We start from the raw sequence: 26,923 nt of genomic DNA, 5'->3' as shown, positions 1-26,923 counted from the left end.
GTACTGTCGGAAACAGAAACCGGGACGCAAATCCCGGTCTCTTTTTCTGCTATGAAACAAGCTCATAGCCGCTTTCTTCATTTCCTCTATAATAGGATATCGTGTTGTTTTCAGCGTCATAAACAGCAATGTCATATCCTTTTTCCGCGATGATGGCGTCTGAAAATTCCATCAGATAACATCTGTCATTTTGCGCGAGTGAAGCGATCTCACTGCTTGCCGTCGCTTTGTCGATATAGGATGCAAACCAGTCAATCCCTGAATAATCCACACTGCTTTCCGGACTCAGAGCATCCGACTTGCGCATTTCAAAAAGTCCGCACGCCATTTCTTCAGACGCGGAATTGAAGGTGCTGGATCCATACCCAGACATCCGGATCTCCGGATTGAAAAACAATATCAGTTCCGCTGCCACAGAGGAATCTACATCTGTTATTCCAAGTCTGTTCAATTCCTCCTGTTTCTCCGGATACAGGCCTGTAGGTGTATTCGGATGTCCTTTGTAGTAGTACAGGTAATCTTCCCCGTAATACATTTTTGTCATACCCGCATAATCCTCAAAGGATTTTTCATTATAGACATATGTTCCAAGAAGAAGCATAACCTTTTTATTCTGCTCTTCGGCATCTGCAAAATACTCATCGTTGAAATTGTAAAGAGCCTTGAATTCATTTACCGTCTCTTCTCCTTTTGCCGTCAGATCCTGCAGCATTGTATTTATATTTTTTACTGTAACATCGCTCTTGATCTTTTCTGCAAACGCATTGTCATCTCCGCTTGTAAAGAGATTATCCCTGGAAACCCACCATTGTGTACCAGGTTCACATGATAAAACAGCATACATGCACTCCCAATGTGCATGCCATCCCCAGTCCTCTCCAAATGTTCCTGTCCTATATGCTTCCTCTTTAGCGTCATTCCAAAGTTTGATCAGTTCCTGGTGCTTCGCTTCCGGATTTTCCACGCCGTATGTTTCATTCATGATACTGAATGTGGCGGAACCATCTGAGAGCATCGTAATCGTATACTGATCTTGTGGTATACGATTCGCGTAGATCCCCCAGTGGATGAAACTGCAGTCAATGTCATTAATAAACAGATGGAACTTGGAATCCGGACTTACCTCATACAGATCTTTTATGTACTGTGCATATACAATGTGATCTGATTTCGTACGAAGATCTTCATCAGAAAGGTATGGTACTCCGTATACTCCTTCCGGGAGCTGATCCCAGTCATATGCGGACGCCCTCGAGAGCATCACTATCGTCGGGATCTGTTTGCCTGTTTCCTGGGAAACATTGATGTCCCAAAGCGAAAGTGAAAAATAAAGTACCGGGAATGTTGCGGAAAGCGGGGCCAGATTGTATTCGCTTGCAGTCACACCGAATACTTGCTGCTGTGTCTCTACCGTGGTTCCTGCAATCTTGTACTCAATTGTCACATAAAACTTTCCGTATGTCCCAAAGTCCATATCGAACCCTTCTGCCGGTATATCGGAAAACCGCATTTCCTTTTGCTGTTGGCGAATGACTTTGCTTTTATATTTGATGGCCGCGGTTACCTTGACTGTCGTATCTGCATTATTCTGTATGATTTCTTCCGCTCCACCCGGCTTGATGCTTACAAGCGTTGTCTCGCCCTGCTGTGTGAGCGTCGTATTCCATTCGGATGAAATGTAGGCATTGTCTGTGGATCCTGGCGCCGCCTCTCCCTTTTTCACAAGCTGGATCTCTATGGCTTCCAAACGTCTCGAAAGTCTGGATGTCCCTGCACTCTCTCCGTTTTTTGCCCATCCAAGCCAGCCGTATGTCTGAGCATGGACACGGTAATAGATATCGTATTGTTCTGCCGCCTCCCCGGTCAGTCGTATCTCGATAGCCTCCAGGCGTTTGTGCTCTCCTTGTGTCCCACTCATCTCGCCATTTCGTTTCCATCCATCTTCCCAGCCGTATGTCTGTATATGTGTGCGGTATTCCACACTTCCGCTGATCTCTGACTGATTCAACTGGATACGGATCCCTTCCAGGCGCCGGGATTCCCCTATCGTCCCGCTTACCGCACCGTCGCTTACATAATTCTGCCAGCCATGATCCTGAATATGGGTCGCATACTGAATTTTCATAGCTTTGTATGGTTCATTTGTGCTTCCTGGAGCCTCCGCTCCTTTTTCTGTCAGAACGATCTGAATCGCCTCCAGACGCTTCGACTGTCCGGATGTTCCTGCTTTTTCTCCGTTCTTCGCCCAGTCAAGCCAACCGTATGTCTGAGCATGGACACGATAATATATATCGTACTGTCTGCTCATTTCCCCTGTCAGCCGGATCTGGATCGCCTCCAGACGCTTCGACTGATTGGATGTGCCGCTTGAAGAACCGTCTTTCTTCCATTCTCCTTCCCATCCGAAGCCCTGGATGTGTGTGCGGTACTCCACTCCTCCGGAAATACCCTCCGGCTTGTCAAGCTGGATTTCGATGGCTTCCAGGCGTTTCGACTGCCCGATCGTCCCGCTTGTCTTTCCATCCGTCACATTTTCCTGCCAGCCGTATGTCTGCACATGCGTGCGATAAGAAACATGCGCTTTTCCCGTCCGCCTCTGCGCATCCTTTTCAGACGCATCTGCTGCGCTTGCCGGCACTGCACCAAACAGCATCGCAGCTGCCAGCACAAACGCCAAAATCTGTTTTATTGGTTTCTTTTTCATTTTTTCCTCCTGATCATTTCGATGTTATGCCTTCATTATAACGTATGGTCTTCTCCATGTACAGACAAACAAACTTCTCTTTTTCTTCTGGAAAGATTCACTGCAGCACCGATCAGATTGGCATCTTCCCGAAAAGTACACACATCGATGTTTGGGACAACTACTTTTGTCTTTGCACATTCCTCCACTTTTCCCACAATCTCTTCCAGTTTTTTGCGAAGCGTCTCTGCAAATCCTTCTCTCCGGCTGATGCCTCCTCCAAGAAGAATAATCTGTGGATCAATGACATGCTGTATATTGTAGATCCCTTCCGCCAGATTATAGAAAAAGGTATCTATTGCCTTCCTGCATTCCTCGTTTCCTTTTTCCGCCTCGGCAAATACTTTCACGCCATTCCACTCCTCCTGTGGATATTTTTTCTGGATCTTTCTCACAAAAGACATCGTAGAGGCCTCTGATGAAAATGTGCTGAGCTCCCCATTTTCATTGCGCATGACCATACAGCCGAATTCTCCTCCGTAAAGATTGGTCCCGTGCTGTATTTCCCCGTTGATGACAACTGCCCCTCCGATTCCGGTTCCGCACACGACAAATACCATATCTTTCATTCCTTTTGCACTTCCTAATGCCAATTCGGCAAGTGCTGCACAGTTGGCATCGTTCTCGATTGATGCCGGCACCCCAAAGCGCTCCTCCAGTTTCTCTGTCCAGGATGGTCCATGAATACATGGAAGTGCACTCATGCCTCCGATGATACCTGTTTGGACGTCCACTGCGCCAGGCGCACTTACCCCCATCCCGTCGATCTGGTATTTTTCTTTCATTTTTGGTTTATTTTGACTTTTACCGTGCCATCCGATTGGCGGCATACATCCCCAGCCCTACCCCCACTATGCACAAGAGTATGCTGAGAGCTGTGTAAACACAGGCAGTTCCCTGTCGGCCTTTTTCAAATAAGCTGTATGCCTCAAGAGAAAAGGTAGAAAAAGTCGTAAATCCGCCGCACACTCCCGTTTTCAAAAACAGAATCAGATTCGGCGATACTTTTCTTTGTGCTGCTGTCCCGGCAATATACCCGATGACAATTGCTCCCAATATATTTGTGATCAAAGTCAGTAAAGGAAAACTCCCTTTATATGGGATCAGGCTGATCCCATAGCGGAGCGAAGCTCCGATTGCCCCTCCGGCCGCCACATATAAACCCCCCATTTTATTCCACTCCTCTTCGATATTCTGATTTCCCAATCATTATATCTCTTTCAGCGCCCGAGGACAAGCTGTTCTTCTTCCTATTGGCACACCGACTCAGAGAGGTCTGCCTGAAAGTAAAATCCGGCGTTTACAGTCACGCCGGATTATGCTTCTTTTTTTACCTCATATTCTACCGCTGCACGCGCAGCCAAAATTTCCTTTTCCTTCTTTTTGCCGCAGAAAAAAATATAGTCTGCCTGACAGGATGGATACTCACAGATCTTCCGGGTCATCTTTCCGCTGCATGGTGCATGTAGCATACTCCCTTCCTTTTCCCGCAGACGAATGAGAACTGTCTTTCTCCCCTGACGGATCTTAAGCACGTTTTCTCCCATTTTCACGACAGAAGCTCCAAGATAGGTCGCAAAGCGGCATTCTTTGTCTTTTTGTCTTACGATACCGATCGTTCCTTTAAAGTGCACTCCCAAAATAGGAATGTCTGCCGCTGCAAAGACAAGTGAACCATCCCGAAAGAAATGTTGTGTCCATACATATGTCTCCGGAAAGGAGGTTCCGCTGTCTCCTTCCATATAACCGCGTGCATCCGAAAATCGTATATCTTTCCCCTGGATCTGTATCGTCCCATTCACACTGTGCTCCATACTGTAGACAGAATGTCTGCACTCCATCCCTGGAATACAGCAAAACGGTCCCATGATATCAAAAGCCGGTTTTGCAAAAGGCCCAAAGTCAAGTCTTCCTTTGATTTTTATCCCGGCTCTCTCAATATCCAGCCGAATCCCTTTCTCGGAAAAACAGTTCTTTTCGATCTGCATTTTCATCTGCTTCCGGCTGAGCTTGAATTCGGAAATGGGGAATTCCATATTCCATACCCCTCGTTCTGTTAAAATCTGAATCGAACTGCTACTTTTCTCCCCCGATATGTGAACTGCCGGTATCACAGCTATCGTATCGGTCTCAGACTGGCACCGGAAATACCAGCCATAGAAAAATGGTCTTCTTTGAATGTGCATCCTTCTTCCTCCATCCGTTTTTCTATTCAGTATTCCCGATCTTCTTTTTTTGATCCCTTATGTCTTACAGAAAGGTCTTATAATCTTCGTAGTTTTTCCGAAGGAGTTCCGGTGTGTCAAGTCCGTACGGGCACTTTTTCCGGCAGTTGCCACAGTGCAGACAGTTCTCTATTTTCTTCATCTTGTCCTGCCACTCCTCGGAAAGCCACGCCTCCTGCGGCGCTCTTCTGAGCATCAGGCTCATACGTGCACAGTTATTGATCTCAATCCCTGCAGGACATGGCATACAATAGCCGCACCCTCTGCAAAACTCTCCGGCAAGCTGTTCCTGATCTCTTTGTATCTCCTTCATACGTTCTTCATTCAGTTCCGGCATGTGGTCCTGGTATGATAAAAATTCATCCAGCTCCCGCTCTCTTTGAATCCCCCATATTGGCTCCACATGTGCGTACTGCGGCTGACACATAAATGCATAAGCGCACGCCGCATTGTGAATCAGCCCCCCTGCCAGTCCTTTCATAGCTATAAAACCAGTATCCGTTTTTCTGCACAGTTCGACCAGCTCTTTTTCCTCCTCGGATGCAAGATAGGAAAACGGAAACTGAAGTGTCTCATAAAGCCCGGATAAAACTGCTTCCCTTGCCACTGCAATACGATGGTTTGTGATCCCGATGTGCCTGATCTTCCCCTGTTCTTTTGCCTCCAAGGCCGCCTCATAAAGTCCCGTTCCATCGCCAGGTTTTGGACAAAATGCCGGATTGTGGAACTGGTAAAGATCGATATAGTCAGTCTGAAGCCTGGCAAGACTCTCCTCCAGGTCTTTCCGCAAATCTTCCGCACACTGTGCGGCAGTCTTCGTACTGATAATGATCTGCTCACGCATTCCCAGAAAAGCTTCTCCGAGCTTTTCCTCGCTGTCCGAATAGGCCCTTGCCGTATCATAATAATTAATCCCACTTCGGAATGCCTTTTGCAGCAGATAGACTGCCTCTTTTTTGGAAATTCTCTGGATCGGAAGTGCCCCGAACCCGTTTTTATTCACTTTTAATCCTGTTTTGCCTAAAATTACACTCTCCATCATACCGCCTCCTGATATTAGATATACTTTTCTTACCATTATACCTGATTTTGATTCCAACGTACAGAACAAGAAAAGAATATAAATTGTCTGTCATTTTTTTATTTGTTTATAAATTAACAATTATTTCATCCATCAAGCCATTGACGTAGGAAAACTCAAATGATAATATATTAAAAGAAATGAAAAAATATACATAGTAGGAGGTATGCACCATGTTAAAAGGGTTCTACAACTCATCTGAATTGGATTTCACAATTCCGGAAAACAAAGAAGCGATGCTGAAGGCATTTGAACAGGTTGACAAAGAAAAAGGGAACGATTATCCTCTGATCATCGGGGGAGAACGAATCATGACAGAAGAAAAAATCTTTTCTTTTTCCCCGTCCACAAAAGAACAGCTTGGAGCAGTCAGTTCCTGCAGCCAGGAGCTTGCCGATCGGGCTATCCGCACCGCACACAATGCTTTTCTTTCATGGCGCACAACTCCTGTCGAAGAGCGTATCTGCTGTGTCCGCAGACTGGTTGAACTGATGAAGCAAAACCGTTTCCTTCTCGATGCATGGAGCATTGAGGAAAGCGGAAAGAATTGGGGCGAAGCAGACGGAGAACTCTGCGAAGCGCTTGACTTTTTCAACTCCTATATCATGCACATGCGTGAGCTTGACAAAGGACTGGAGTTAATGGATACAGATGAGGCTGTAAAATGTATATATATCCCGATCGGTGTTGGTGTCGCCGTCCCGCCGTGGAATTTCCCGCTCTCTCTTCTTGCCGGGATGGTCGTATCCGCAGTCATCACAGGTAATACGATTGTCTGCAAGCCATCTTCCGACACTCCGATCGTAGCGTACAAATTTATCGAACTTTGTGAAAAAGCTGGATTTCCTGCCGGAGTGATCAACTTTATCCCTGGTTCCGGTTCTGTCATTGGAGACTATATCGTAAAACATCCTCTGACACGTTTTGTCAACTTCACAGGATCCAAAGAAGTAGGACTTCGCATAAGCCGTATGGCTTCTGAAGTCTCCGAAGGTCAGAAATGGATCAAACGTGTAGTGGCTGAGATGGGCGGCAAAAATGCCATCATCGTCGATTCTTCCGCAGATTTGAAACGCGCTGCTGCCGGGATTGCAAATTCTGCATTTTCCTTCCAGGGACAAAAATGCTCTGCGTGCTCCCGTGCAGTTGTGTTAAGCGATGTTTATGACGCGTTTGTGGAAGAAATCGCTGCATGCGCAAAAGATCTTCAGGCTCATCAAGGCAGCGGCCGTGAGGATCTTCCAATGGGACCGGTCATCAACAAGAGCGCTTTTGACCGTATTTCCCGCTATATTGAAATTGCGCGGAACGAAGGGACTATCGTCTGCGGCGGCGGCTTTGACGACTCCAAAGGATTTTACATCGAACCAACGGTTGTCCGCGATGTAGCAAAGAATGCCGTCATTGCAAAAGAAGAAATTTTCGGGCCGGTTCTCGCTGTCATCCGGGCAGAATCATTTGACGAGGCACTGGAAATTGCAAACAACACTGAATACGGACTGACCGGCTCTGTCTATACAGAAGACAGAGCACACATCCAGAAAGCAAAAGAAGAATTCCATGTGGGCAACCTCTATTTCAACAGAAAGTCTACCGGAGCAGTCGTGCTTCAGCATCCATTCGGTGGTTTTAACATGTCCGGTACAGACGCCAAGACCGGAACAAGGGATTATCTTACTAACTTCCTGAATCTGAAGTCAATCTGCGAGGATCTTACCTATTGATTTCGATATGTATAACACAAGGCAGGACGCCGGATCATTTCCGGTATCCTGCCCCTTTTTTCGATATCTCTTCCCCGATGATAATACCCTTGGAATTTGTGCCATGTCCGATTTCGGAAGTATACGCAATTGCGATCTCATTACCCGCATATTTTCTTACGAGATCGATGATCTGAGGTCTGCATTTCTCTTTTTCCATATAAGTAAATGTTCCGAGCAAAATGCCTGAAATTTTTTCGAAAACCTCCATCTGCTTCAACTGGTTCAAGTATGTGACCATTTTAGGGACATCGCCTCCATATGCCTCAAGCAGCAAGACTTTCCCGTCCATATCTGGCCAGTACTTTGTCCCTGCTAATTTTAAAAGGCATCGTATATTTCCGCCGACCACAATCCCCTTTAGTTCCTTTCCCTGTATCAGAGAGTAAGAAAAATCAAACAGATCTGACGCTCCGTTCATTACCGTGTTGGTAAAATTCTGTATCTGATTTTGTGCATCGTCGTAGATCAGATTCCGTATCTGATAAAGAACCGATTTTTTCCCGCTCTTTGCAAAAATAGCATTTATGACGGTCGTAAGATCACTGTATCCCCAAAAAAGTTTCTCGCTTTGGGCGATCTCGTCATATTCCAGGTAAGGCAGTATTTCGTTGGCAATATCTCCGCCTGAAATATCAAAAACTGCTTTGATTTCATCATCTCTGAAGAACTTCATCAGACTGTCCGCCCGCTCATTTGCCGACCCGCTGAATACAGACTCCTTCTCATAGATGTAATCCCCCCAGACCGGTATAAGACCAATTTGACGGATCGTTTTGTCCAAGCGGATCAGTTTCTCTTTGTAAGAAACGGATTGACCATTGGAGCATCCTACGATCGCCACTTTATCCCCTTTTTTCACACATATCCCTCCAATAGGTATCAAGTATCTATATTATAGACATGTTTTTTACCTACTTCAAGTTTTCTGTAAAAAAGGTGTCCAGTTTATCAAATGGAATCGCATTCTTTTTTCCGCCGTCATACAGATCGGTGTGTACTGCATCTGGGATAATAAGCAGTTCTTTGTTATCCACACAAGGGTTGCCGTTTATCATCTTCGCGTAGGCGTCCCGGCTAAAGTAACAGGAATGTGCCTTTTCTCCGTGCACAATAAGTACTGCACTACGAATCTCGTTACTGTACTGCAAAATTGGCTGGTTCATAAAAGACATACATCCAATCACATTCCATCCTCCATTGGAATTCAAAGAACGTGCGTGATACCCTCGTTTCGTTTTATAATAGTCATGATAATCCTTGACAAAGAAAGGCGCATCATCTGGCAGAGGATCCACGACACCTCCGGCCAGGGTATAGTTTCCACTGCTATAGTCTGTCAGACGGTGGGCGTTCAGTGCCTGCTTTTTGGCATATCGAACATCGGCAGAATCTTCAGCATCAAAATATCCCTTTGCATTTACCCTTGTCATATCATACATGGTGGAAGACACTGTTGCCTTGATCCTGGTATCAAGCGCAGCTGCGTTCAGTGCCATACCGCCCCATCCGCAAATCCCAATAATGCCAATCTTTTCCGGATCTGTTTTTTCATGCAGGCACAAAAAGTCTACTGCTGCCTGAAAATCTTCTGTGTTAATGTCCGGGGACGCCATATAGCGAGGTTCTCCCCCACTCTCTCCCGTAAAAGACGGATCAAAAGCGAGGGTCAGGAATCCATGTTCGGCCATCGTCTGTGCATAAAATCCGGACGCCTGTTCTTTTACCGCTCCAAAAGGTCCGCACACCGCAATAGCAGCAAGTTTTCCCGATGTGTTTTTCGGGACATAAAGATCTCCTGCCAGGGTAATACCATAACGATTATGAAACGTTACCTTGCTGTGATCGACTTTGTCGCTTTTCTGAAATATTTTATCCCATTCCTGTGTCAATTTCAGTTTTTCCATCATTACATACATCCTTTCATTTTTCTTTTTTTCACTTTTCCCATCTGATACACAATAAAATCCAGACAACCTCTCTGCTACTGTTTTTCATGCAGATTCTCAAGTAAACAGTTCTATGACGACAAAGGAATCCTTTGGCAGTACAGAAAGCTACTTTCCAGATGTTCTGCAATTATTATAAGTCTGGATTTTGATTCCCGCCAATGGTTATCATCTATTTCGTGTTATTCCTTTTTCGTATTTCATATGCTATAATTTATAGAAAATCTATTCATCATCAAAGAGGAATCTAAATGGAAATACGTACACTCCGCTATTTTATGACGATCGCCAGAGAAGAAAATATGACCCGCGCTGCAGAGATCCTTCATGTCACACAACCGACTCTTTCCAGGCAAATGCAGGCCCTGGAAAGTGAATTAGGGAAAAAACTATTTCGCCGACACAGTTTTTCCATTGAATTAACAGAGGAAGGTATGCTTCTGCGAAAGCGGGCGGAAGACTTGCTTTCAATGGCAGATAAAATTTCGGAAGAGTTTGCCGCAATGGATGATATCATCGGCGGTAATATCTATTTCGGATGTGCCGAGTCTTACCAAATACGACATCTGGCGCGTGTGATCAAACAGTTCAAGCAGCAGTACCCAGACTTCCACTACCATATCACAAGCGGCGACACAGAACAGGTTACTGAAAAACTGGACAAGGGAATTCTGGACTTTGCAGTTATCGTGCAGCCACCAGATTACGAAAAATATAATGTTCTGCAGATGCCAGGCGGAGACAACTGGGGCGTCATCATGCCCGCAGGCAGCGCTTTGGCTGAAAAGAACCAGATCCAATTTGAAGATCTGCAAGGTCTCCCTCTTTTTTGTTCCGAACAAGGCTGGAAATACGATCTGCCCAGATGGTGTGGAAACCGTATAGATGAACTGCACTTAGAAGGTTCTTTCCGTCTCTCTTATAATGGCTCCGTGTTCGCCCGCGAGGGACTTGGATATCTTTTAACCTTTGACCATCTGATAAATACAAGTTCAGAAAGCGGTCTTGTCTTCCGGCCACTTTTTCCTGCTTTGGAAACAAAAATGTATATCATCTGGAAAAAAAGACAGATATTTACCCCGATTGCAGAACGGTTCATCGAAGAACTGAAACATAATTTATCTGAAATAGCCGTCTTGCATCCTATAGATTGACAGCCGGTTAATTTTTTTCTGTTTTTCTTAAAAAAAGGTCAATTGAAAACCTTGAATCCGACCGTTATAATGACAGCAAAAAGTGTCCACGGGGACATCTCTACTTTCAGATTGTAACAATCTTTTACAGACGTAAGAGGCAGTGTTGCTAAAATTTCAGCCGCATTCCCCGGACAGTACGTGTAAATATCAATCCTGCCCTCTGAAAAGTCAACGGAAAGTATTCCGAAACAGTCTTTATCCCACACTGGTCGTTCGTAATAAACATTTTCTCTTCCTTCAAATGGTTTATATACACTTCCATCCGGATAATGAATAAAGTAAATCTGATTCCCAGCAAATTTTTTGCCCTGCTTTACGATTTCTTCTGCATCATAAAGATCACAGGCCTCTTCGAAAAAATGAGTTTCCATATACCATTCTGCCGTGCCCTCAGCTAGTTCCAGATACATGTCCGGCAGATCAAATTTTCTTTTCTGCATATCAGTTTCCTCCTATGCTATTGAATGATTTTATCCAATTGCTTTTTCCCATTTTGATACGATAAATTTGCCTCTTGATACAGACTATTATAAAATTCTCTGGCAATATGTTGCCTTTCTTTTGCAAGCTCTCTTGCTTTTTCAGTATAAAAAACGGAGCACAAATTCTCCAATTTAAGCTTATACTCTTGAAAAAAAGATGGCAGAATATCGTTTTCGCCATTCGAAATCATTCCATCTGGCAACACAGAATACAATGGTTCTGAAACACTGCCTTTGTAAAGTAATGTTCTTGCAATCCCTATTGCTCCTGCTACATCTAATTTATCTGCATCAAATAGGATTTTTGCTTCTAAACTTACAGGAGGATTGCTTTTTCTATAGCTGTGTGTTTGAATGCAATGTTTCACTTGTTCTGCATACTCTTTCTCAAACCCATGACTCAAAAGAAATTTGTAAGATTTTTCTCCTCCTACAATCGCATGGCACAAAGAAGGGTTTTCCGATTCTTCTTTTCTCCCAATATCATGTAATAAACATGCTGCAATCAAGACATCATAATTTACATTATTCTCTTCCTTTGTAATTTCTAACGCATTATACAACACACGATATATATGCTCTTTATCATGAGCAGCATCTTCTATACAACAGATCATAAATTTTTCAAGTAAACAATATGTCTCTTTGTTCATCAATTTGTTTCCTCCTGTACCATTCAATTGTAAGCTGTGATTATAAAACATATTTTGCTATGGAATTATACTCATCTCCGCTGATTCGATAAATCCCATTATATGGTTGTTCTAAATAATATTGATTTCTTTGTGTATAAATATATAAAATCGATCCTCCACTTTGCTGAAAATGAAACTCTATCTTTATTGGAGTTTCTGCATTTACAGGAGAATCATTTATACTTTCCTTCTTTGTTGTTCTCTCGTTGCCCTCCAAAACATAAATAATATCCTTGATCTCCTCGATACTTGTGACTTCTTTCTTCACAGTATCAGTGCTGATCATTATGCGTGTTACCTCTTCTGTTTTCGGAAGGTTTAATGAATATGTTTCTTTATTCATCAAGAGAAAAAATACCATTGCAATTACCGTCAAAAATATAATGATAGCAATTATTCTTATACTTTTTTGTCTATCCATAAATTTTAACCTTCAAATTTTCCTTCCTATAATGTCAAGCCTAAAAACATTGATTTTTCAGGCTTTTTCTAACTTGTTACCTCATATAAACAGAGCCAAAAGTGATGAACAGTCATAGTATCTTGTACTGAATAGCTATAGATGGGTAAACTTCATAAAGCATCCTTTGATTGACGATTATAAAGGCTATTTCCCCTCTGTTTTGCTATGATGGTGAACCTTCCGTGTCTACAGGGATCGTGTCCCAACTTCCTTCGTCCCACCTGTTCATACACTGAGTGCCAGCTAAGCTTTCTAACAGGGTCTATGCCCTATGGAGGATACTCCTGCCGGCTACAGCTCTTGTTTGTGTTTGATTATTTACTGACCTGACCGGTTCCGTACAGCACTCATTCAGTGGACGCTACGCTGTGCCTCCCCTTAGTCGGTCTTCTGATGACAGGGATTCCTTTTCCCCGTCTCCTTCGGGTCCCTTTCCAGAACCCTACTCAGCACCAGACGTTTCTGCAACTCAGCAGGATCCTGGAATTCTTCTTTTCTGATCTGTTCGATTACGCTGCTGCTGTCTGTACATTCTCTGGATACCGGATATCCTTCAACAGTTTCTCAGGATCATACGGTTTTCCTGTCTTCAGCATCGTATAGATCACACGAAGGAGCTTACATGCGATCACGATCAGTGACTGCATCTTCTGGAGCGCATTTCCCGCCCGCGTTGTATAGTGGGCATGGATCCATTTATATTCTTCTCCATGTGCCACCGCTGACCGGGCTGCCTGGAACAGCCAGTACCTCAGCCTTTTGCGTCCTCTATGGCTGATCCTGGTCTCTCCTTTATGCTTTCCGGAACTGCATGAAACCAGCCCCAGTCCGCTCAGTTTCTGCAACTCTTTTGCATCGTCAAAACGGGAAATATCTCCCATTTCCGCAAGGATCCCGGAAAGGATCTTCCCGCCGATCCCCGGTATCTCCAGTATGTTTTCTGCATGCGGGATCTCCTTACATTTCTCATTCAGTCTATTTTCTATTCCTGCAAGTTCTTCGTCCAGTTCCATGATCTTCTCTGCAAACCATCGTACGGCTTCCTTCCCGGCTGCTGTGCCATCTTTCAGCCCTATGCTCGTTTCTGCATACTTTACGATTTCTGCAGCCCTGCTATAGCCGCGCCCCCTCAGCTTTGCCTTATGCCAGATCTCACGGATCCCTTCTATCCCCAGCCGGAGTATGTCTTCCGGGAATGGCGCTTCTTTCAGTACTTCCATACAGAATGTCCCGTCTACCTTCCCGAATGCGTCCTTATATTCCGGAAAATAGATCTTCATCTCCCTGTGCAGCCGGTTCATGTTCCGGTTCCGGTCCTCTGTCAGCTGTTCCCGGAACATCGATAGCCTGCGCAGTTCTGCGTACACTTTCTCCGGGAGGTATGGCATACCATAGTTTCCATCCTTCACAAGGTTTGCAATCAGCTTTGGGTCTTTCCTGTCATCCTTCTGCTGGCTGTTATCTTCCAACTCCTTCGTTTGTTTCACAGCATAAGGATTTACCTGAACGACACTGATCCCGTTTGAGACCATCCATGCCGCAAGGCAAAACCAGTAATGTCCGGTAGGCTCAAGTCCTAAGACAATCTGTTTTTTATCGTTTGCGGCTGCAAGCTGTACTGCCCAGTCATGGGCTTTCCGAAATCCCTCAGCATCATTTTCAAACGCAAGCACCTTCTTACTCAGCTCCCTGCCTCTTGCATCGATTGCCCTGACATAATGTGTCTCGCTGCCGATATCACATCCAACGATCAGCATATCATCGCTGATGAAGGAGAGCTTATCATTTTTGCTGAATTTTCCCTGAGTCTCAAAATCTCTCCAGGTATAGGATTTCATCTCATTGAGTATACGGTTTGCTTTTTCTACCATCTCCCTCTGTTCCTGTATATTCATCACAGAATTGACTTGATTGTTTGCTCTTTTTGTTTTACTATTCATTTCAGATACCTCTTGTGTTTTTAGATTTTACCAACTCGCCAGGTCAGTAATAATCTAAATTTACTTGAGGTATTTTCTTTGGTCAACTCCTTGATTTAAAGTATACAGGAAGCTTTCTATTTTTTTATAAAAGGATAAAAGAAAATTCTTTAAGCGTCTTTATGGAATTCTTAATGTTTTTTGAGTTTTATTGTTTATACATCATTGATTGCAGGAATAAACTGTAAAAATGCGGAAGCGGCTCCATCTTACCGAGTACTTTGCACTTTTCTCTTCAATTCATATGATGGGTGGTACAGACCTGTTGGTGCATAAAATTCATCTCCGATATATTGAAATCCCAATTTGCTCAAAACCTTTTTAGAAGCCGTATTGTTGGGATTGTGGCCCGCAAACAATGCTTCTGCCTGCAGAATTTTAAATGCATAGTCAATAACGGCTTTTGCCGCTTCCACTGCATATCCCTGTCCCCAAAACTTCGGACGTAAATGAAAGCCTATTTCATATTTTTTATCATTCCTTTCGCTTCGCTCAAGGCACAAACAAGTTATGAAAAAAGTTGTGCCCCTCCACTCTTTGATTTATAATTCTTATAAGGAATAGCAATATACTACAGAGCACGGAAGGAGGAGTGGCGAATTTATTTCGACCCCGTATATTTATATGTGCCGTCATCCTTTCAAGCACAAACAAGTGGGACTTTGAGCCCGGACTCTTTATTGATGTGCGATAAAGAAGCAATAGAAGTGTAAAAAATTTTGCCGTTCCTATCCGGCACTTGGCCATTGTGTCGGATAGGTCGGGCGGTTATTCGGGCAAGTCAATCTTGCCGACAAAGCTGTAATAAATCTCAATGTCCTGCCTGCGGGTGCCGTTCTCGTCATAGCTGCACTCATGCACGACGATTTTCTCAATCATTTCCCGCAAGAGGGTGGGGGTAAGTTCCTCAAAGGCAAGGTGCTTTCGGACGATACCCATAAACTTTTCCGCGTTGACGGTGGCGGCCTGCGACTTGTCCAGTTCGGCCTGCAAAGCGGCGGCGCGGTCTTTCAGTTCCCGCTGCTCCTGCTCATAGTCTGCCGACAGTTCCATGAAACGCTCGTCGCTGATTTTGCCGTTTACATTGTCCTCATACAGCCGCTTGATAATGCGGCTCACTTCGGCAATGCGCTCCTGCGCCTGTTCAAGCTGCTTGGTGGCTGCGGCGGTCTTTCTCTTGCCGCCGATCTCGTTCTGCTGGATAAGCAGCTTCACAAAGCGGCTCTCATGCTTGGCGGCATATTCCGTTACTTGCCGGAGATTGGAGAGGACACCGGCGGTCAACAGGTCGGTGCGGATAAAGTGCGCCGTACAGTCGCGGGTGCGCTTCTTGTAGCTGCCGCAGATGTAACAGTCCTGCTTGCGGTTCTTGTTCTGATACCGCTGCTGGTACATCACATGGCCGCAGTCGGCGCAGAACAGCATACCGGAGAACAGCCCCACTTCATCATAGCGGTTCGGGCGTTTGCGCTGCTTGCGTAACTCCTGCACACGCTCCCATGTTTCCGTGTCGATAATCGGCTCATGGTGGTTCTCAAAAACAGCCTGCTTCTCCACGGGGTTCTCTACACTGTGCTTGACCTTGTAAGAGGGCTTCTCCGTCTTGAAGTTTACCAGACAGCCGGTGTACTCCCGGTTTTCGAGGATATGAACGACGGTGTTCGTCGCCCATTTGCACTCATAGCCGGGGTGGTAGCGGCGGGTGCTGCCTGTCCTGCGGTATTCCAGCGTCCCCGGCGTGGGGATTTGCTGCTCCGTAAGCATACGGGCAATCTTGGTCGGGCCATTCCCGGCAAGGCAAAGCTGGTATATCTGCTGGACAACCGGCGCGGTTTCCTCGTCAACGATATAGTTCTCGTCCTCGTCCATGAGGTAGCCATAGACCGGCTTGCTGGTAACAGGCTTGCCGCTCATGCCTTTTGCTCGTTTTACTGCCTTGATTTTCTTGCTCGTATCTCTCACCAGCCATTCGTTGAACAGATTTCGCAGAGGGGTAAAATCGTTGTCCATGCCGCCGTTTGCGCTGTCCACATTGTCGTTGACAGCGATAAAACGCACTCCCTTTTGAGGGAACAGCATTTCCGTGTAAAACCCTACCTGCAAGTAGTTTCGCCCTAACCGGCTCATGTCCTTGACTATGACCGTACCCACTTTCCCGGCTTCAATGTCTGCAAGCATGGCTTGAAAACCGGGTCTTTGAAAGTTCGCGCCGGAATAGCCGTCGTCGGTGTACCAGCGCAGGTTGGTAAAGCCATTCTGTTTTGCGAAGGTTTCGAGTATCCTTTTTTGGTTCGATATGGAATTACTCTCGCCTTGCAATTCGTCCTCATGGGACAATCTCGGATAAAGGGCGGTAATGAGGTTTTGGGTGGCTTGTCTTAACATAAAATCCTCCGTTTCCGACAGCCAGCCCCACTATTCCGTGGTTTCATTGTACCACGGAACAGGGCTGGTTGTATAGCGGCAAAAGTGTCAAATCTGCTTCTTTATAGCTTGTCAAATCGCCGGTTTTTGTGTAGCAGCGGCTTCCGCTTCCAGTACCCGCGCCATTTTGTCGGCGGCGGTGGTCGTGGTGTCTTTCTTGAAATAGCCGGACACGACAAGGACGGAATTGCCCATGCGGATTTCCGTCACGCAGTCGGGGCGGCGGGCGGTGCGGGTGTCGTGCTGCTTGTTATCTGCCATAGGCAATACTCCTTTCAGTCGGTAATCAGTTTCTTCATGCTCTCCATTTTCCGCTGCGCGGTTTCCTGCCGGAAGTTGTCGCCGGTAAAGCGTACCGGGACGCACATGGAAAGCAGCCGGTCATAAATCCGGGAATGGGCGGTGTCCTCCGGGTTTCGCAGGTCGTCCAGCGTGAGGTTGGTCGTGACGATCAGCGGCTTGCCGCTGCGGTAACGGCTGTCAATCACATTGAAAACCTGTTCCAGCCCGTATTCCGTCCCGCGCTCCATGCCGAAGTCGTCAAGGATAAGCAGCGGATAGCGGCAAAGGCGGGAAATGTACTCGTTGCGGTTCTCAAAGCTGGCGGCAAGGTCGTTGAGGATAAGGGCAAAGTTCGTCATGTGGACGGGGATTTCTTTCTCCATGAGGGCGTTTGCGATACAGCCCGCAAGGTAGCTTTTCCCGGTTCCCACGCCGCCCCAGAACAGGCAGCCGATATTGTCGGCTCGCATATCCTCCCAGTGTTCCACATACCGGCGGGCAATCCCGGCCTGCGGGTTCCTGCCGTTGTCGTTCTCAAAAGTCCAGTCCCGCATGGTGGGGTCGGTAAAGCCCCGGCGTTTCAGTTCTTCCACGGTGTCAAGGTGCCTGCGCCGCTTCTCGGCGGCCTCCCGTTCCTCGCGGGCGGCTCTCTGGCAGTCGCACTCTGCCGGGTGGCGGTCACGGCCAAAGATAGCGGCCTTATCCGGCGCAAAATAGGCTTCTTTCGGCTTGCGGCACTTGCCGCAGTACAGTAAACCGTCCTCGCCGGTGTAGTCCTCCGGCTCCGGGGTGGTGGCCGTCATATTCTCCAAAACAGCGTTGATTTCGTTCTTCATAAACTCTCGCCCTCCTTGCATGAGTAGTCTGGTATGCCCTTTTTCGGGGCTTTCTTTTTGTCGTTCCCCGCCCATATCCGCAGGGCGGCGGCATAGTTCTGATAACTTTTCCCGTTGGCGGCAAGGTAGCGGCTCATTTCCTCGATGAACCGTTCCAACCTGTCGGGGTACTCTGCCTGCAACTCGTCGTATTCGGTCTGCGACAGAAAAATATTCTGGTATCGGCCATAGGGCGCGGGCGGCTCCCCACTCACTCCCATTGTTTGGCTCTCTGTAAGGTTGTTTATAGTAGTTTGGTTAGGGGACGGTTTTCCGACCATCATAAGGTCGGTTTTCTGACCATCAGTAGGACGGTTTTCCGGCTCTATGAGGGTCGGATTTCCGGCCATCAGTTGGTCGGAAAACTGTACCTGTGGCACACGCGGCACTTTCACATATAGGCGGTTCGGTGCGGAGAAGCCGCCCCGTTCCCGTTCCAGCAGCCCCGCCATGTCCAGTTCATTAAGCGCCCCCTTTATGGTGGTGCTGCCCTTATCCAGTATTTCGGCTATCTCCGCGATGGGATAGATAATATATATCCTGCCCTCGTCGTCCTGCCACTTGTTCTTCTGGGAAAGTGTGGAACGGTCTAACAGCAGCGAATACAGCAGCTTGGCGGTCTGGGAAATCTCCATTTTCAGCAGGAAACGGGGGTAGGGCAGATAGATAGGCAGCGGCGTGTCTGCCATGATATAATCAGCGATAGTATCACCTCCCTGTGTTTCGGGTTGATTTTGGCGTTTTGTCACGCCTTAGAACGGCGTTTCCGGTGGAAAAGGATAAATGTATCGCGTACCCTTTGACACCCACGAAAAAAGCCTTGATTTATGCGGGTTTGAAAGGCTCTAAAGCGTGACATTTCTGCCTTTGTTTCCGCTTTCGCTCGGCGGCTTTGATTTTCTTCATGCGTCCGGCGCAGTCGGGGCAGTATTTTCCCCGGTTGGATTTGGGGACAAAGGCCGCCCCGCAGACGGCGCACCGTTTCCGGCTCCCCCGGTACAAGAGGGCTGCGGCCAGTTCCCCGTCAAGGGGCAGGACAGCCACACGGAACCAGCGGCACATGAGGGAAAGGGAAATGCTCTGGACGCACACGCAAGGCTCCCCGTCGTCTAACAGCAGGCAGTTCCCCTCGTCGTAGTTACAGCACTCATGCACCAGCCGCCGCGCCCGCCGGTGCTGGCGGTAGTCCATGCGGGGCAGCTTATCGCTCATGGCTCTGCTCCTTTCTGCGGTGCGGCTCGCTCCGGCGCAAAATCTGGTCGATATTCCGCTTGACGGTCTGCAACTCCACATACCGCTGCTTCTGTTCGTGGTAGGTGTTATACAGGCCGGATTTCTTGGAAACAAGCTGCTCGATCTCGTCCTGCAACGCTTTCCGGGCGGGCAGCTTGGTAATGCCATGCGCCTTGAAATACCGGGCGGCTGCGTCGGCTATGATAAAGTCGCTCTCATGCGCCTGCCGGTATGCTTCGCGGGCTTTGGGGGATTTCTGCGCTTTCAGCCCGTCGCGGGCAGGCTTGGTCTTGGCGTAGGCAAGTACCTGTTGCTGCAACTCCTTTTTCCCTTGCAGCTTCGTTTCCAGCGTTTTCAGTTCGCCGCTGGTCTGGCGCATTTCCTGATAGGCGGTATCAACGGCAGCTTCTAACTGCTCCGGGGAAGTGAAGCCGTATTCCTGATACACATTCAGCGTCGCGGCCATTTGTTTGAGGTTGTGCATGGTCGCCCAGCGTTCATAGCCCCGGCCTTTGCCCTCGGCTTTCTTCTGCTCAATGTCCACAAGCCGCTGCACATTCGGGGCGGTTCGGGCGGCTCTGTCTGCCCGCAGTTGGTCTTTGATAGACAGGGCTGCGGCCTTTTCTGCGGCTCTGGCGGCGTTCTGCTCCAAAACGGCAAGGACAGCGGCGCGGTCAAAATCGTCGCCCAGCTTGCGGGCGGTAATGGGCTTTGTCCTGTCCGGCGTGAGGTAGGAAAGCCGCCCCCGGCTCTCCTTGACGGCCACGCCCTCCCGCAGCAGCAGAGAGGAAAACTCGTCAAAGCTGGCGGCGGTGGCAAGGGCTTTCCGTATGGTCTGCCGCAGCTTCTCCTTGTTCGTTTCAAACTTGGTCTGCCGGGGCGTGATACCGCCTGCAATCATGGGGGCGTTCTGCTTGTCCAGCGCGGCCTGTCCCTTTTTCTGCGCCCAATACTCCCGGTCGGTGACGCGGTTCTTGCTGCCGTTCAAGAGGTCGATTTGGTAAAGCCCCTCCCGGTGGCACATCTCCATGACTTCGGACTTGAAGTAGCGCAAGGCCGCGTCGGTACAGCGGTGCTTGCAACCGGCTTTCGTGTCGGCTGGCCTGTCCATGTAGGGCAGGAACGGCACTTCCTCTATCCGCAGGCTGTTAATGACGATATGCACATGAATGTTGCCGCTGTGGTTATGCCCGTCCGGGTGGGTGCATACAAGGGCTTGGTGGCCGGGGAAATGCTCTGCGCAAAACTTCTCGCCCAATGCCTGCGCCCGGTCTACGGTCAAGCCGTTGTCCGGCCCGTCCCGTGGGTCAAAGCTGATGATATAGTGGTGGCTTTTCACATCTTCCCGCCGCTGGTTTTTCTCATAGCGGAGATTTGCCCGCATACACGCAACGGCAAAATCCTCCCCGCCGCAGTTCAGCGTGGACAGCCGGTAGTCCTCGCGGGGGATAAGCCTGCCGGTTTCATCAAGGACGGGCTTCATGGTAAACTCGTCATGCTCAAAAAGCAGGTATTGTTCGGCGGCTCCGTAGTCGGCGTTTTTAGAGTTGATATGCTTGAGTGTTGCCAACCGCGTCACCTACTTTCTTGAGGACTTCATACTTGAGGGCGGCAAGGTCGGCTATGGCGGCGCGTACCTCGCCGGACAGCGCATTGTAGGGTGCGCCGTACTCGTTCAGATACCGGGCTATCTGATTGAGGTTGCCGCCGATCCTGCCGTACTCGGCGGCCAACTTTCCGACAGCGGAGAGCAGTTCGTCATTGACCGCCGACACATGGATAACGGGGCGTATGGTCGTGCGCCGTATCGCCTGCCGGAGAAATTCCGACTGGCTGATACCATAGGGCGCAAGCCGCGCTGTGAAGTCGGCGTATTCATCTTCGGACAGCCGGGTTTTCACAACGCGGCTGCGGTGGGGTGTGTTGTATTTCTTTCGCATGGTCTGTAAACCTCCCTTCACTTTACAACGGACATTTTAGGGGCAAAAAACAGGGGTCACATTAAAAATTTTGGGGTAGCCGTTGCGGAAATATTTTTGCGGCGCAAGCCGCATAGCAGGGTTTGGGGAAGGCACTCCCCAACAAGTTTCCCGCGAGGGGCAAAACCGCAGAATTGCGGATTTTGGCACCGTGGTAGAAACTTGCTCTGTAACTGCCGCAGACTGCCCCTGTCCGGGTTTTTCCGTACATAGAGCGAACAGGGCGGGGCTTTCAGCCCGCTGTGCGCGTCCTTTTTCTTTCGCCAAAGATACATTTGAAAGGCCGCCAGCTACCCGCTGAACGGGGATTTTTCAAAATTTCTTTTGCCTTAGTAATCCGGGAACGGGGGTTTTGGCAACCGGCGGGGCAGAGAATTTTTCCCTTCACTCCCTACAACACCGCGTTTTGAAATTTGCCAAACGGGGCAGGCAGCTTTTTTCTGGCTTCACCTACCTACTACGGGTGACTTTGCGATTTTGCCAAATGGACAACAAAAAAAGCAGCAAATCTTTTTCAGACTTACTGCTTCTGTTGGCCGCCGGTGGCGGTTGGTATTCAGTTTAGTAAAAGGCTATCAGGCAAATGATGTTGAAAGTGATAAAATGATTTTGCGGTGTCTTAAAGCAGTTCCAACGCTCTTTTATACAATGGGTCTAATTCACACCCGCAACTTCCACATTCCTCATCAGCCTGCTTAATTGCGGATATTAAAGATTCTTTATCAGAGTTTCCGTCTAACCATTGTTGCGCGGGAATAGCTATTAAGTCCCAACCGGATGCAACAAATTTTTGCATAATAGATTTTAATTCTTCCATAGTGTGGCTCCTTTCAAGATAGCAACTGACAAATTTGCGGTTACTCTGATTTTACCATATCTACGGTGCAAGGTCTATGCTTATCGGTCAAATCTGAATTTGAATAGCGCGGCAATTAGCTGCTGCTTCACATATTCCTCAACCTCGGCGTTGACCTGCCCATGTACTTTGGAAAAGTAACGGATATATCCGGCGTAGTGGGAAAGAACGGTGTCGATTGCGTCCGGGTCGCCCTCATGGGCTTTAACGATTGTTTCATAGGGAAGAAGTTTACTCATGGCCTTTTCCCTCCATGAGCCGCCGTAACCGCTGCAAGGCAAGCTGGATATGCCGCCCCGCTGTGCTGCGTGTCCGGCCAATATGTACGCCGATCACTCGCTGCGGCTGGCGCAGGAAATAGTAACGGAAAATTTCTTCCTGTGTCTGCTCCGGCAAAAGGGCAAGGGCGGCGGCAAGTTCCGCATGGTACAGAACGGCGGTCTGGCCGCAGGCGGTAAAAAGATATTCTTCAAGCTGCTCCGGCTCGGCAAGCTGGACAAACTTCTCATTCATCAGATAGTCAAGGGAAACTTCCCGTTCCCACCTCCGGCGCAGCTTCAAGATTTTATCTATGGCTGCATGACGAATGACAATCTTGCAAAAGGCGTTGTGCGTATGCCGGATATATTCTTGATATTCTAACTCGGTCATGGAAGTTCCCCCTTTCTGAATGATGAGAAAGGGCGGCAGCACTTTTTGCTGTCGCCCCTTAGCTGCCTACCAGCAAAGACAGGCGGGGCGGTCAATGGTGGGCGTAGCCCATTTACTTGCCGTTGACTGGCTCGGCTGGCTTTGCTAATAGCCCCAATTCGCGCCAACGCTCTTGTATAGCTTGAGCATATGTGCGATTGGATTTTTAAGTATTCACATGAAACATTTCAACGCTTATCTATGATTTTATCAATTAACCCAAAATCCATTGCCTCGGTTGCTGACATATAATTATCACGTTCTGTTGCAAGGGCAATTTCCTCAATGCTTTTTCCAGTATTCTCTGCTAAAATAGAGTTTAGGCGTTCTTTGCTTTTTTGTATATGGTCGGATGTTATTTTTATATCTGTTGCCTGTCCCTGAATGCCATTTCCGTGAATTGCTGGTTGGTGTATCATTATTTCTGCGTTTGGCAAAGCGATACGTTTTCCTTTCGTTCCACCAGCTAATAAAAAAGCTCCAAAGCTGGCGGCAAGACCAATACAAATAGTTGAAACATCACATTTTATATATTGCATTGTATCATAAATAGCAAAACCGGCTGATACAGAACCTCCAGGACTGTTTATATATAACTGTATATCTTTTTCGGGGTCTTGTGCTTCTAAAAACAACATTTGAGCAATAATCAGACTGGCTGACATATCGCTTACTTCTTCCCCCAAAAAAACAATTCTGTCGGATAGTAATCGTGAAAAAATATCGTAACTTCTTTCTCCACGGCTTGTCTGTTCAATAACATAAGGTATCGTACTCATGCAGCAATCTCCTTAATTTGTGTAATAAATTTGTAACTAGAGATATAGGAACAACACAAAGAAATTCTGTTTTGTTTTGGTATAAAGATTCCCATGTCCCTATAAATTTTAGGTGGATATAAATATATTTGTTTAAAAGCAAATGAAAATGATTGTTGTGTATCATATCCAGCTTCATACGCAATTTGCATTATTGGCTTATCTGTTTTTACCAGTTTTTCAGCAGCGACAGTGAGCCTGCGGCTTTGTAAATATTTATACATGGTAATTCCTGTATACTCTGTAAAAATGCGATTAAGGTAGAATTTGGAATAACCAACATTTTTTGATATATTATCTAAGTCAATTTCTTTCTCTAAATTCTTCTCGATATAATCTATGACTTTTTTAACAACTTCTTTTTGGTGTTTCATCCTATATCCTCCTTGCACTCTTATTTATTATAGCAAGTTTAAATATGCGTTGTCTTAATAAAAAATGCTATTTTGGTACCAAATTTTTAAATTTATGCTATTTGACATGAGGAATGAAAGGGATTCCGTAGTCGTCGGCATTGTGGGAATAGCAAGTTATACACATTCCCATGGTGCTTGTCTTTTGGTCTTTGGTTCGAAATAATGTGGTGCTGGCGGTCTATCTGTTGTTTTCGGTTGCTTGCTTCTTTACCGTACATGAGCATTATCATTGGTAATAAACCATGTTTATTCAGTCGCAGGATGACAGTCACTGTTGCTATTCCTTTTTCTTAAGGTGGTGATACTTATGATGAAGTTAAAATACTCCATCTGCTGTGGACTTGATGTCCACAAAAATGTTATCGTTGCAACCATCGTAATCACTAACAATGATGGAATATCCGAATACAAACAAAAATCTTTTTCAACCATCAACTCGGATATCCAAAAGTTTCACAACTGGCTCATCGAGAATAATTGCTTTCATGTTTGTATGGAATCCACTGGCAAGTATTGGATTCCTATTTTTAATTATCTCGAAAATGACATCGATGTCTGCCTCACACATCCCAAATATGTCAAAGCCATCAAAGGCAAGAAAACGGACAATAAGGATTCCAAATGGATCGCCGACCTCTACAAATTTGACCTTGTCAGATGTTCTTTTATTCCTCCGAAGGATTTCCGCCAGCTCAGGGAACTTGCCAGATACCGCTTCAAACTGGTCTGCATGAAATCTTCTGAAAAGAACCGCATCCAAAACTGTATGACCGTTTCCAATATCGGCATTGCCAGTGTGCTTTCTGACCCTTTCGGCAGGACAGCGACTGAAATTATGTCTTATCTGCTGGAACATACCGCTGATTCCATGGATGAAAAAGCTGTCCGCAAACTCATAAAAAAAGGGACAAGAGCCAAGTCGGATGAAATCATCGAAGCAATCAGAGGCTACAATATTGAAACAGACCAGGCTAAAAAGCTTGAACTTGCCCGTGGGCATCTGGAATATCTTGACGATATGATTACCCAGACCGAAGTGGAACTTTATGTCCGCATCAAGCCTTATTATGAGTTTGTAGAATTTGTCAGTACTATGCCCGGAATGACCGAGTTAAGCTCCACCATTATTCTCGCCGAAACAGGTATTGATATGAACATTTTTGATGATGCAAAACATCTATGTTCCTGGTGTGGGCTTTCGCCTGCCAACAATGAATCTGCCGGGAAGAAAAAGTCTGTCCGGATTGCCAAAGCAGGCGATTACCTGAAACCAATGATGGTACAGTGTGCCCTTGCTGCGGTCAAGAACAAAAAGCAGCCTTATTTTGCAATCAAATATGGACGGATCAAAAAACGCCGTGGTCACAAAAAAGCAATCATTGCCATTGCAAGAATGATGATGGTCTGTATTTACCACATGGTATCTGAAAAGAAACCTTTCAGTCCTACTGACTACGAGGAATTGATGGATCCTCGTAATCATGTGGAGCGAGTCGTCCTCAATGAGGACAATGTTTTTGCTTACCTTGAAAGCCTTGGTTACGATAGTTCCAAGTTAGTAAAGCGCAACGATAACTAATCTTTATTTTATTGTTATATAGCCTTAAAATCAGGGTTTTCATGAACCCTTATATAGGTGCGCCCAAAAATCTACTTTATTTTTCACTCTTATTTATCCTTCATATCACTTGAAAATATGCACTAAAATAGAAATCTTCCAGTTTCTTCGCATTACTATTTATATCAAATCCAGCTTTTCTAATTTCATCGGAGGTGTCTCGACGTATCACTTTTTCCGCACTAATAATCAGTTCAACCCATTTATTCATATCATCAAGTGATATTTGTTTTACCAAGTCTGTCTTTTTACATTCAATAGGCACTTTATCTGAAATTAGACAAGGAAGTCCTGCTGCCTGTGCTTCAATTAAAGACACAGGCAAGCCCTCATAAATAGATGGGAATACAAATATATCCATTGCTTGGAGTAACTGCGAAACATCTGTACGTTGTCCGGTAAAAATTACTTTTCCCTCTAAGCCCAATTCTTTTACCTGACTTTCCGCCTGACTACGGAGCTCTCCATTACCTATCATCAACAAGATTGTATTCGGTATTCTTTTTCTCACTAAATCAAATAATTCAATAAGATATCTATGATTTTTTGGTGGTGCAAAACGCCCCACATGTCCTATCACTATTGTTTCTTTAGATATATCTAATTTTTTTCTTTCAAATTCTCTCACTACTGGATCATATATATATTTATCTGTGTCAATCGCATTGTTAAGAATATGAAAACGATTTGTATTGAACATCCATTGTCCAGCTGCCTCAGAGCACGCAAACAATTCAGTTGCATACTTTTTAATTTTACTTTTATAGTATAATTTGAGATAATATTTTTTATCTTTAGTCTGACTACTACTATGAGAATGAGCAATACGGACAAGTATATCATTTTTTTTTGCAAATTTTAAAGGAATAGCAGACATACAGTCCAAATGGGAATGTACTATTTTATATTCAGTATGCTTAGCGAAAAACTCATCTAGCTGTTTTTTATAATAGGGGCTTATGGGATTTAACCGTGGAAGACGGTATATTCTACCTCCAAGTTCCATTATTTCCTGATCATATGCCGCCTCAAAATCTCTGTGTACCAAAAAATCAAATTGTATTTTTTTACGATCTATATGACGGTAATAGTTCATAAGCATAGTTTCTAAACCGCCTATTCCCATATAAGTCACAATGTGTAATACTCTAATCAT

At 46.1% G+C, this 26,923-nt stretch carries 28 protein-coding genes; 3 read left to right on the top strand and 25 right to left on the bottom strand.

Features of this window, described 5'->3' with window-relative positions:
- Positions 1-49 precede the first annotated feature (49 nt).
- From ACLROL_RS01410 to ACLROL_RS01390, 5 genes are all read right to left on the bottom strand, one after another.
- Complete coding sequence (locus ACLROL_RS01410; RefSeq protein ID WP_413067203.1) at positions 50-2,704, bottom strand: hypothetical protein; 2,655 nt, start codon at positions 2,702-2,704, stop codon at positions 50-52.
- Between the two features lie 35 nt (positions 2,705-2,739).
- Complete coding sequence (locus ACLROL_RS01405) at positions 2,740-3,528, bottom strand: ROK family protein (protein ID WP_413067202.1); 789 nt, start codon at positions 3,526-3,528, stop codon at positions 2,740-2,742.
- A gap of 19 nt (positions 3,529-3,547) precedes the next feature.
- The gene (crcB, locus tag ACLROL_RS01400) at positions 3,548-3,913 is read right to left on the bottom strand and encodes a fluoride efflux transporter CrcB (RefSeq protein WP_287447991.1); all 366 of its coding nucleotides are present in this window, start codon (positions 3,911-3,913) and stop codon (positions 3,548-3,550) included.
- 146 nt (positions 3,914-4,059) lie between these two features.
- Positions 4,060-4,929, bottom strand: a complete 870-nt coding sequence (locus ACLROL_RS01395; protein ID WP_413067201.1) for a hypothetical protein — start codon at positions 4,927-4,929, stop codon at positions 4,060-4,062.
- A gap of 64 nt (positions 4,930-4,993) precedes the next feature.
- Positions 4,994-6,007 (bottom strand): aldo/keto reductase, encoded by a 1,014-nt coding sequence (locus ACLROL_RS01390; protein WP_087200339.1) that lies wholly within the window; start codon positions 6,005-6,007, stop codon positions 4,994-4,996.
- A gap of 215 nt (positions 6,008-6,222) precedes the next feature.
- Between ACLROL_RS01390 and ACLROL_RS01385 the strand changes: the two genes are divergently transcribed.
- Positions 6,223-7,773, top strand: coding sequence for an L-glutamate gamma-semialdehyde dehydrogenase (locus ACLROL_RS01385; RefSeq protein ID WP_413067200.1), 1,551 nt, complete (start codon positions 6,223-6,225; stop codon positions 7,771-7,773).
- A gap of 34 nt (positions 7,774-7,807) precedes the next feature.
- Here ACLROL_RS01385 and ACLROL_RS01380 read toward each other — a convergent pair whose 3' ends face one another.
- On the bottom strand, positions 7,808-8,674 hold the full coding sequence (locus ACLROL_RS01380) for a S66 peptidase family protein (protein WP_413067199.1): 867 nt from the start codon (positions 8,672-8,674) through the stop codon (positions 7,808-7,810).
- A gap of 52 nt (positions 8,675-8,726) precedes the next feature.
- A complete protein-coding gene (locus tag ACLROL_RS01375) occupies positions 8,727-9,722 on the bottom strand; it encodes an alpha/beta hydrolase (protein ID WP_413067198.1) in 996 nt (331 codons plus the stop codon).
- A gap of 290 nt (positions 9,723-10,012) precedes the next feature.
- On the opposite strand from ACLROL_RS01375, the gene ACLROL_RS01370 reads away from it, so the two are divergent.
- Positions 10,013-10,915: a LysR family transcriptional regulator gene (locus tag ACLROL_RS01370; protein WP_413067197.1), complete on the top strand. Its 903-nt coding sequence runs from the start codon at positions 10,013-10,015 to the stop codon at positions 10,913-10,915.
- A 38-nt stretch (positions 10,916-10,953) separates the two neighbouring features.
- Here the strand turns inward: ACLROL_RS01370 and ACLROL_RS01365 are convergent, their stop codons facing one another.
- The 17 genes from ACLROL_RS01365 to ACLROL_RS01285 form a co-directional block, all read right to left on the bottom strand.
- Positions 10,954-11,397 (bottom strand): hypothetical protein, encoded by a 444-nt coding sequence (locus ACLROL_RS01365; protein ID WP_413067196.1) that lies wholly within the window; start codon positions 11,395-11,397, stop codon positions 10,954-10,956.
- Between the two features lie 17 nt (positions 11,398-11,414).
- Entirely contained in the window at positions 11,415-12,092 is a 678-nt protein-coding gene (locus tag ACLROL_RS01360; protein WP_413067195.1) for an HD domain-containing protein, read from the bottom strand.
- Positions 12,093-12,132: 40 nt separating this feature from the next.
- A complete protein-coding gene (locus ACLROL_RS01355) occupies positions 12,133-12,555 on the bottom strand; it encodes a DUF5301 domain-containing protein (protein WP_413067194.1) in 423 nt (140 codons plus the stop codon).
- 551 nt (positions 12,556-13,106) lie between these two features.
- Entirely contained in the window at positions 13,107-14,537 is a 1,431-nt protein-coding gene (locus ACLROL_RS01350; RefSeq protein ID WP_413067193.1) for an IS110 family transposase, read from the bottom strand.
- Between the two features lie 248 nt (positions 14,538-14,785).
- Entirely contained in the window at positions 14,786-15,088 is a 303-nt protein-coding gene (locus ACLROL_RS01345) for a GNAT family N-acetyltransferase (protein ID WP_413067210.1), read from the bottom strand.
- Between the two features lie 256 nt (positions 15,089-15,344).
- Positions 15,345-16,961, bottom strand: a complete 1,617-nt coding sequence (locus ACLROL_RS01340) for a recombinase family protein (protein ID WP_413067192.1) — start codon at positions 16,959-16,961, stop codon at positions 15,345-15,347.
- A gap of 111 nt (positions 16,962-17,072) precedes the next feature.
- Entirely contained in the window at positions 17,073-17,261 is a 189-nt protein-coding gene (locus ACLROL_RS01335) for a transposon-encoded TnpW family protein (protein ID WP_020995296.1), read from the bottom strand.
- Positions 17,262-17,275: 14 nt separating this feature from the next.
- Positions 17,276-18,118 carry an ATP-binding protein gene (locus ACLROL_RS01330; RefSeq protein ID WP_009259634.1) on the bottom strand — a complete coding sequence of 281 codons (843 nt, stop codon included), beginning with the start codon at positions 18,116-18,118 and terminating at the stop codon, positions 17,276-17,278.
- Positions 18,115-18,846 carry a replication initiator protein A gene (locus ACLROL_RS01325; protein WP_009259635.1) on the bottom strand — a complete coding sequence of 244 codons (732 nt, stop codon included), beginning with the start codon at positions 18,844-18,846 and terminating at the stop codon, positions 18,115-18,117. Before ACLROL_RS01325 ends, ACLROL_RS01330 begins: the two co-directional genes overlap by 4 nt.
- Positions 18,847-18,982: 136 nt before the next feature.
- Entirely contained in the window at positions 18,983-19,369 is a 387-nt protein-coding gene (locus tag ACLROL_RS01320; RefSeq protein WP_118570780.1) for a cysteine-rich VLP domain-containing protein, read from the bottom strand.
- Entirely contained in the window at positions 19,359-20,960 is a 1,602-nt protein-coding gene (locus tag ACLROL_RS01315; RefSeq protein ID WP_413067191.1) for a relaxase/mobilization nuclease domain-containing protein, read from the bottom strand. Before ACLROL_RS01315 ends, ACLROL_RS01320 begins: the two co-directional genes overlap by 11 nt.
- Positions 20,932-21,330 (bottom strand): plasmid mobilization protein, encoded by a 399-nt coding sequence (locus ACLROL_RS01310; protein WP_009259638.1) that lies wholly within the window; start codon positions 21,328-21,330, stop codon positions 20,932-20,934. Before ACLROL_RS01310 ends, ACLROL_RS01315 begins: the two co-directional genes overlap by 29 nt.
- Before the next feature lie 658 nt (positions 21,331-21,988).
- Positions 21,989-22,186: a hypothetical protein gene (locus ACLROL_RS01305; protein ID WP_413067190.1), complete on the bottom strand. Its 198-nt coding sequence runs from the start codon at positions 22,184-22,186 to the stop codon at positions 21,989-21,991.
- 80 nt (positions 22,187-22,266) lie between these two features.
- A complete protein-coding gene (locus ACLROL_RS01300) occupies positions 22,267-22,464 on the bottom strand; it encodes a helix-turn-helix domain-containing protein (protein ID WP_117536057.1) in 198 nt (65 codons plus the stop codon).
- Positions 22,457-22,876: a sigma-70 family RNA polymerase sigma factor gene (locus tag ACLROL_RS01295; RefSeq protein ID WP_413067189.1), complete on the bottom strand. Its 420-nt coding sequence runs from the start codon at positions 22,874-22,876 to the stop codon at positions 22,457-22,459. The genes ACLROL_RS01300 and ACLROL_RS01295 overlap by 8 nt, the downstream gene beginning before the upstream one ends.
- A gap of 227 nt (positions 22,877-23,103) precedes the next feature.
- Positions 23,104-23,694 carry an ATP-dependent Clp protease proteolytic subunit gene (locus ACLROL_RS01290; protein WP_318709220.1) on the bottom strand — a complete coding sequence of 197 codons (591 nt, stop codon included), beginning with the start codon at positions 23,692-23,694 and terminating at the stop codon, positions 23,104-23,106.
- Positions 23,691-24,107 carry an AraC family transcriptional regulator gene (locus ACLROL_RS01285; protein WP_318709221.1) on the bottom strand — a complete coding sequence of 139 codons (417 nt, stop codon included), beginning with the start codon at positions 24,105-24,107 and terminating at the stop codon, positions 23,691-23,693. The genes ACLROL_RS01290 and ACLROL_RS01285 overlap by 4 nt, the downstream gene beginning before the upstream one ends.
- Before the next feature lie 349 nt (positions 24,108-24,456).
- On the opposite strand from ACLROL_RS01285, the gene ACLROL_RS01280 reads away from it, so the two are divergent.
- On the top strand, positions 24,457-25,728 hold the full coding sequence (locus ACLROL_RS01280; RefSeq protein ID WP_413067188.1) for an IS110 family transposase: 1,272 nt from the start codon (positions 24,457-24,459) through the stop codon (positions 25,726-25,728).
- A 100-nt stretch (positions 25,729-25,828) separates the two neighbouring features.
- Here ACLROL_RS01280 and ACLROL_RS01275 read toward each other — a convergent pair whose 3' ends face one another.
- Entirely contained in the window at positions 25,829-26,923 is a 1,095-nt protein-coding gene (locus ACLROL_RS01275) for a glycosyltransferase family 1 protein (protein WP_413067187.1), read from the bottom strand.

The sequence above is a fragment of the Sellimonas sp. genome (assembly GCF_047234585.1).
Classification (GTDB): domain Bacteria; phylum Bacillota; class Clostridia; order Lachnospirales; family Lachnospiraceae; genus Sellimonas; species Sellimonas caecigallum.
The sequence above is the reverse complement of the archived record's forward strand: the minus strand, read 5'-3'. Positions and strand labels throughout refer to the sequence as shown.

Coding starts and splice junctions, on each gene's coding strand:
- ACLROL_RS01410 (WP_413067203.1), bottom strand. CDS start 2,704: ATGAAAAAGAAACCAATAAAACAGATTTTGGCGTTTGTGCTGGCAGCT.
- ACLROL_RS01405 (WP_413067202.1), bottom strand. CDS start 3,528: ATGAAAGAAAAATACCAGATCGACGGGATGGGGGTAAGTGCGCCTGGC.
- crcB (WP_287447991.1), bottom strand. CDS start 3,913: ATGGGGGGTTTATATGTGGCGGCCGGAGGGGCAATCGGAGCTTCGCTC.
- ACLROL_RS01395 (WP_413067201.1), bottom strand. CDS start 4,929: ATGCACATTCAAAGAAGACCATTTTTCTATGGCTGGTATTTCCGGTGC.
- ACLROL_RS01390 (WP_087200339.1), bottom strand. CDS start 6,007: ATGGAGAGTGTAATTTTAGGCAAAACAGGATTAAAAGTGAATAAAAAC.
- ACLROL_RS01385 (WP_413067200.1), top strand. CDS start 6,223: ATGTTAAAAGGGTTCTACAACTCATCTGAATTGGATTTCACAATTCCG.
- ACLROL_RS01375 (WP_413067198.1), bottom strand. CDS start 9,722: ATGATGGAAAAACTGAAATTGACACAGGAATGGGATAAAATATTTCAG.
- ACLROL_RS01370 (WP_413067197.1), top strand. CDS start 10,013: ATGGAAATACGTACACTCCGCTATTTTATGACGATCGCCAGAGAAGAA.
- ACLROL_RS01365 (WP_413067196.1), bottom strand. CDS start 11,397: ATGCAGAAAAGAAAATTTGATCTGCCGGACATGTATCTGGAACTAGCT.
- ACLROL_RS01360 (WP_413067195.1), bottom strand. CDS start 12,092: ATGAACAAAGAGACATATTGTTTACTTGAAAAATTTATGATCTGTTGT.
- ACLROL_RS01355 (WP_413067194.1), bottom strand. CDS start 12,555: ATGGATAGACAAAAAAGTATAAGAATAATTGCTATCATTATATTTTTG.
- ACLROL_RS01350 (WP_413067193.1), bottom strand. CDS start 14,537: ATGAATAGTAAAACAAAAAGAGCAAACAATCAAGTCAATTCTGTGATG.
- ACLROL_RS01340 (WP_413067192.1), bottom strand. CDS start 16,961: ATGTTAAGACAAGCCACCCAAAACCTCATTACCGCCCTTTATCCGAGA.
- ACLROL_RS01335 (WP_020995296.1), bottom strand. CDS start 17,261: ATGGCAGATAACAAGCAGCACGACACCCGCACCGCCCGCCGCCCCGAC.
- ACLROL_RS01330 (WP_009259634.1), bottom strand. CDS start 18,118: ATGAAGAACGAAATCAACGCTGTTTTGGAGAATATGACGGCCACCACC.
- ACLROL_RS01325 (WP_009259635.1), bottom strand. CDS start 18,846: ATGGCAGACACGCCGCTGCCTATCTATCTGCCCTACCCCCGTTTCCTG.
- ACLROL_RS01320 (WP_118570780.1), bottom strand. CDS start 19,369: ATGAGCGATAAGCTGCCCCGCATGGACTACCGCCAGCACCGGCGGGCG.
- ACLROL_RS01310 (WP_009259638.1), bottom strand. CDS start 21,330: ATGCGAAAGAAATACAACACACCCCACCGCAGCCGCGTTGTGAAAACC.
- ACLROL_RS01305 (WP_413067190.1), bottom strand. CDS start 22,186: ATGGAAGAATTAAAATCTATTATGCAAAAATTTGTTGCATCCGGTTGG.
- ACLROL_RS01300 (WP_117536057.1), bottom strand. CDS start 22,464: ATGAGTAAACTTCTTCCCTATGAAACAATCGTTAAAGCCCATGAGGGC.
- ACLROL_RS01295 (WP_413067189.1), bottom strand. CDS start 22,876: ATGACCGAGTTAGAATATCAAGAATATATCCGGCATACGCACAACGCC.
- ACLROL_RS01290 (WP_318709220.1), bottom strand. CDS start 23,694: ATGAGTACGATACCTTATGTTATTGAACAGACAAGCCGTGGAGAAAGA.
- ACLROL_RS01285 (WP_318709221.1), bottom strand. CDS start 24,107: ATGAAACACCAAAAAGAAGTTGTTAAAAAAGTCATAGATTATATCGAG.
- ACLROL_RS01280 (WP_413067188.1), top strand. CDS start 24,457: ATGATGAAGTTAAAATACTCCATCTGCTGTGGACTTGATGTCCACAAA.
- ACLROL_RS01275 (WP_413067187.1), bottom strand. CDS start 26,923: ATGATTAGAGTATTACACATTGTGACTTATATGGGAATAGGCGGTTTA.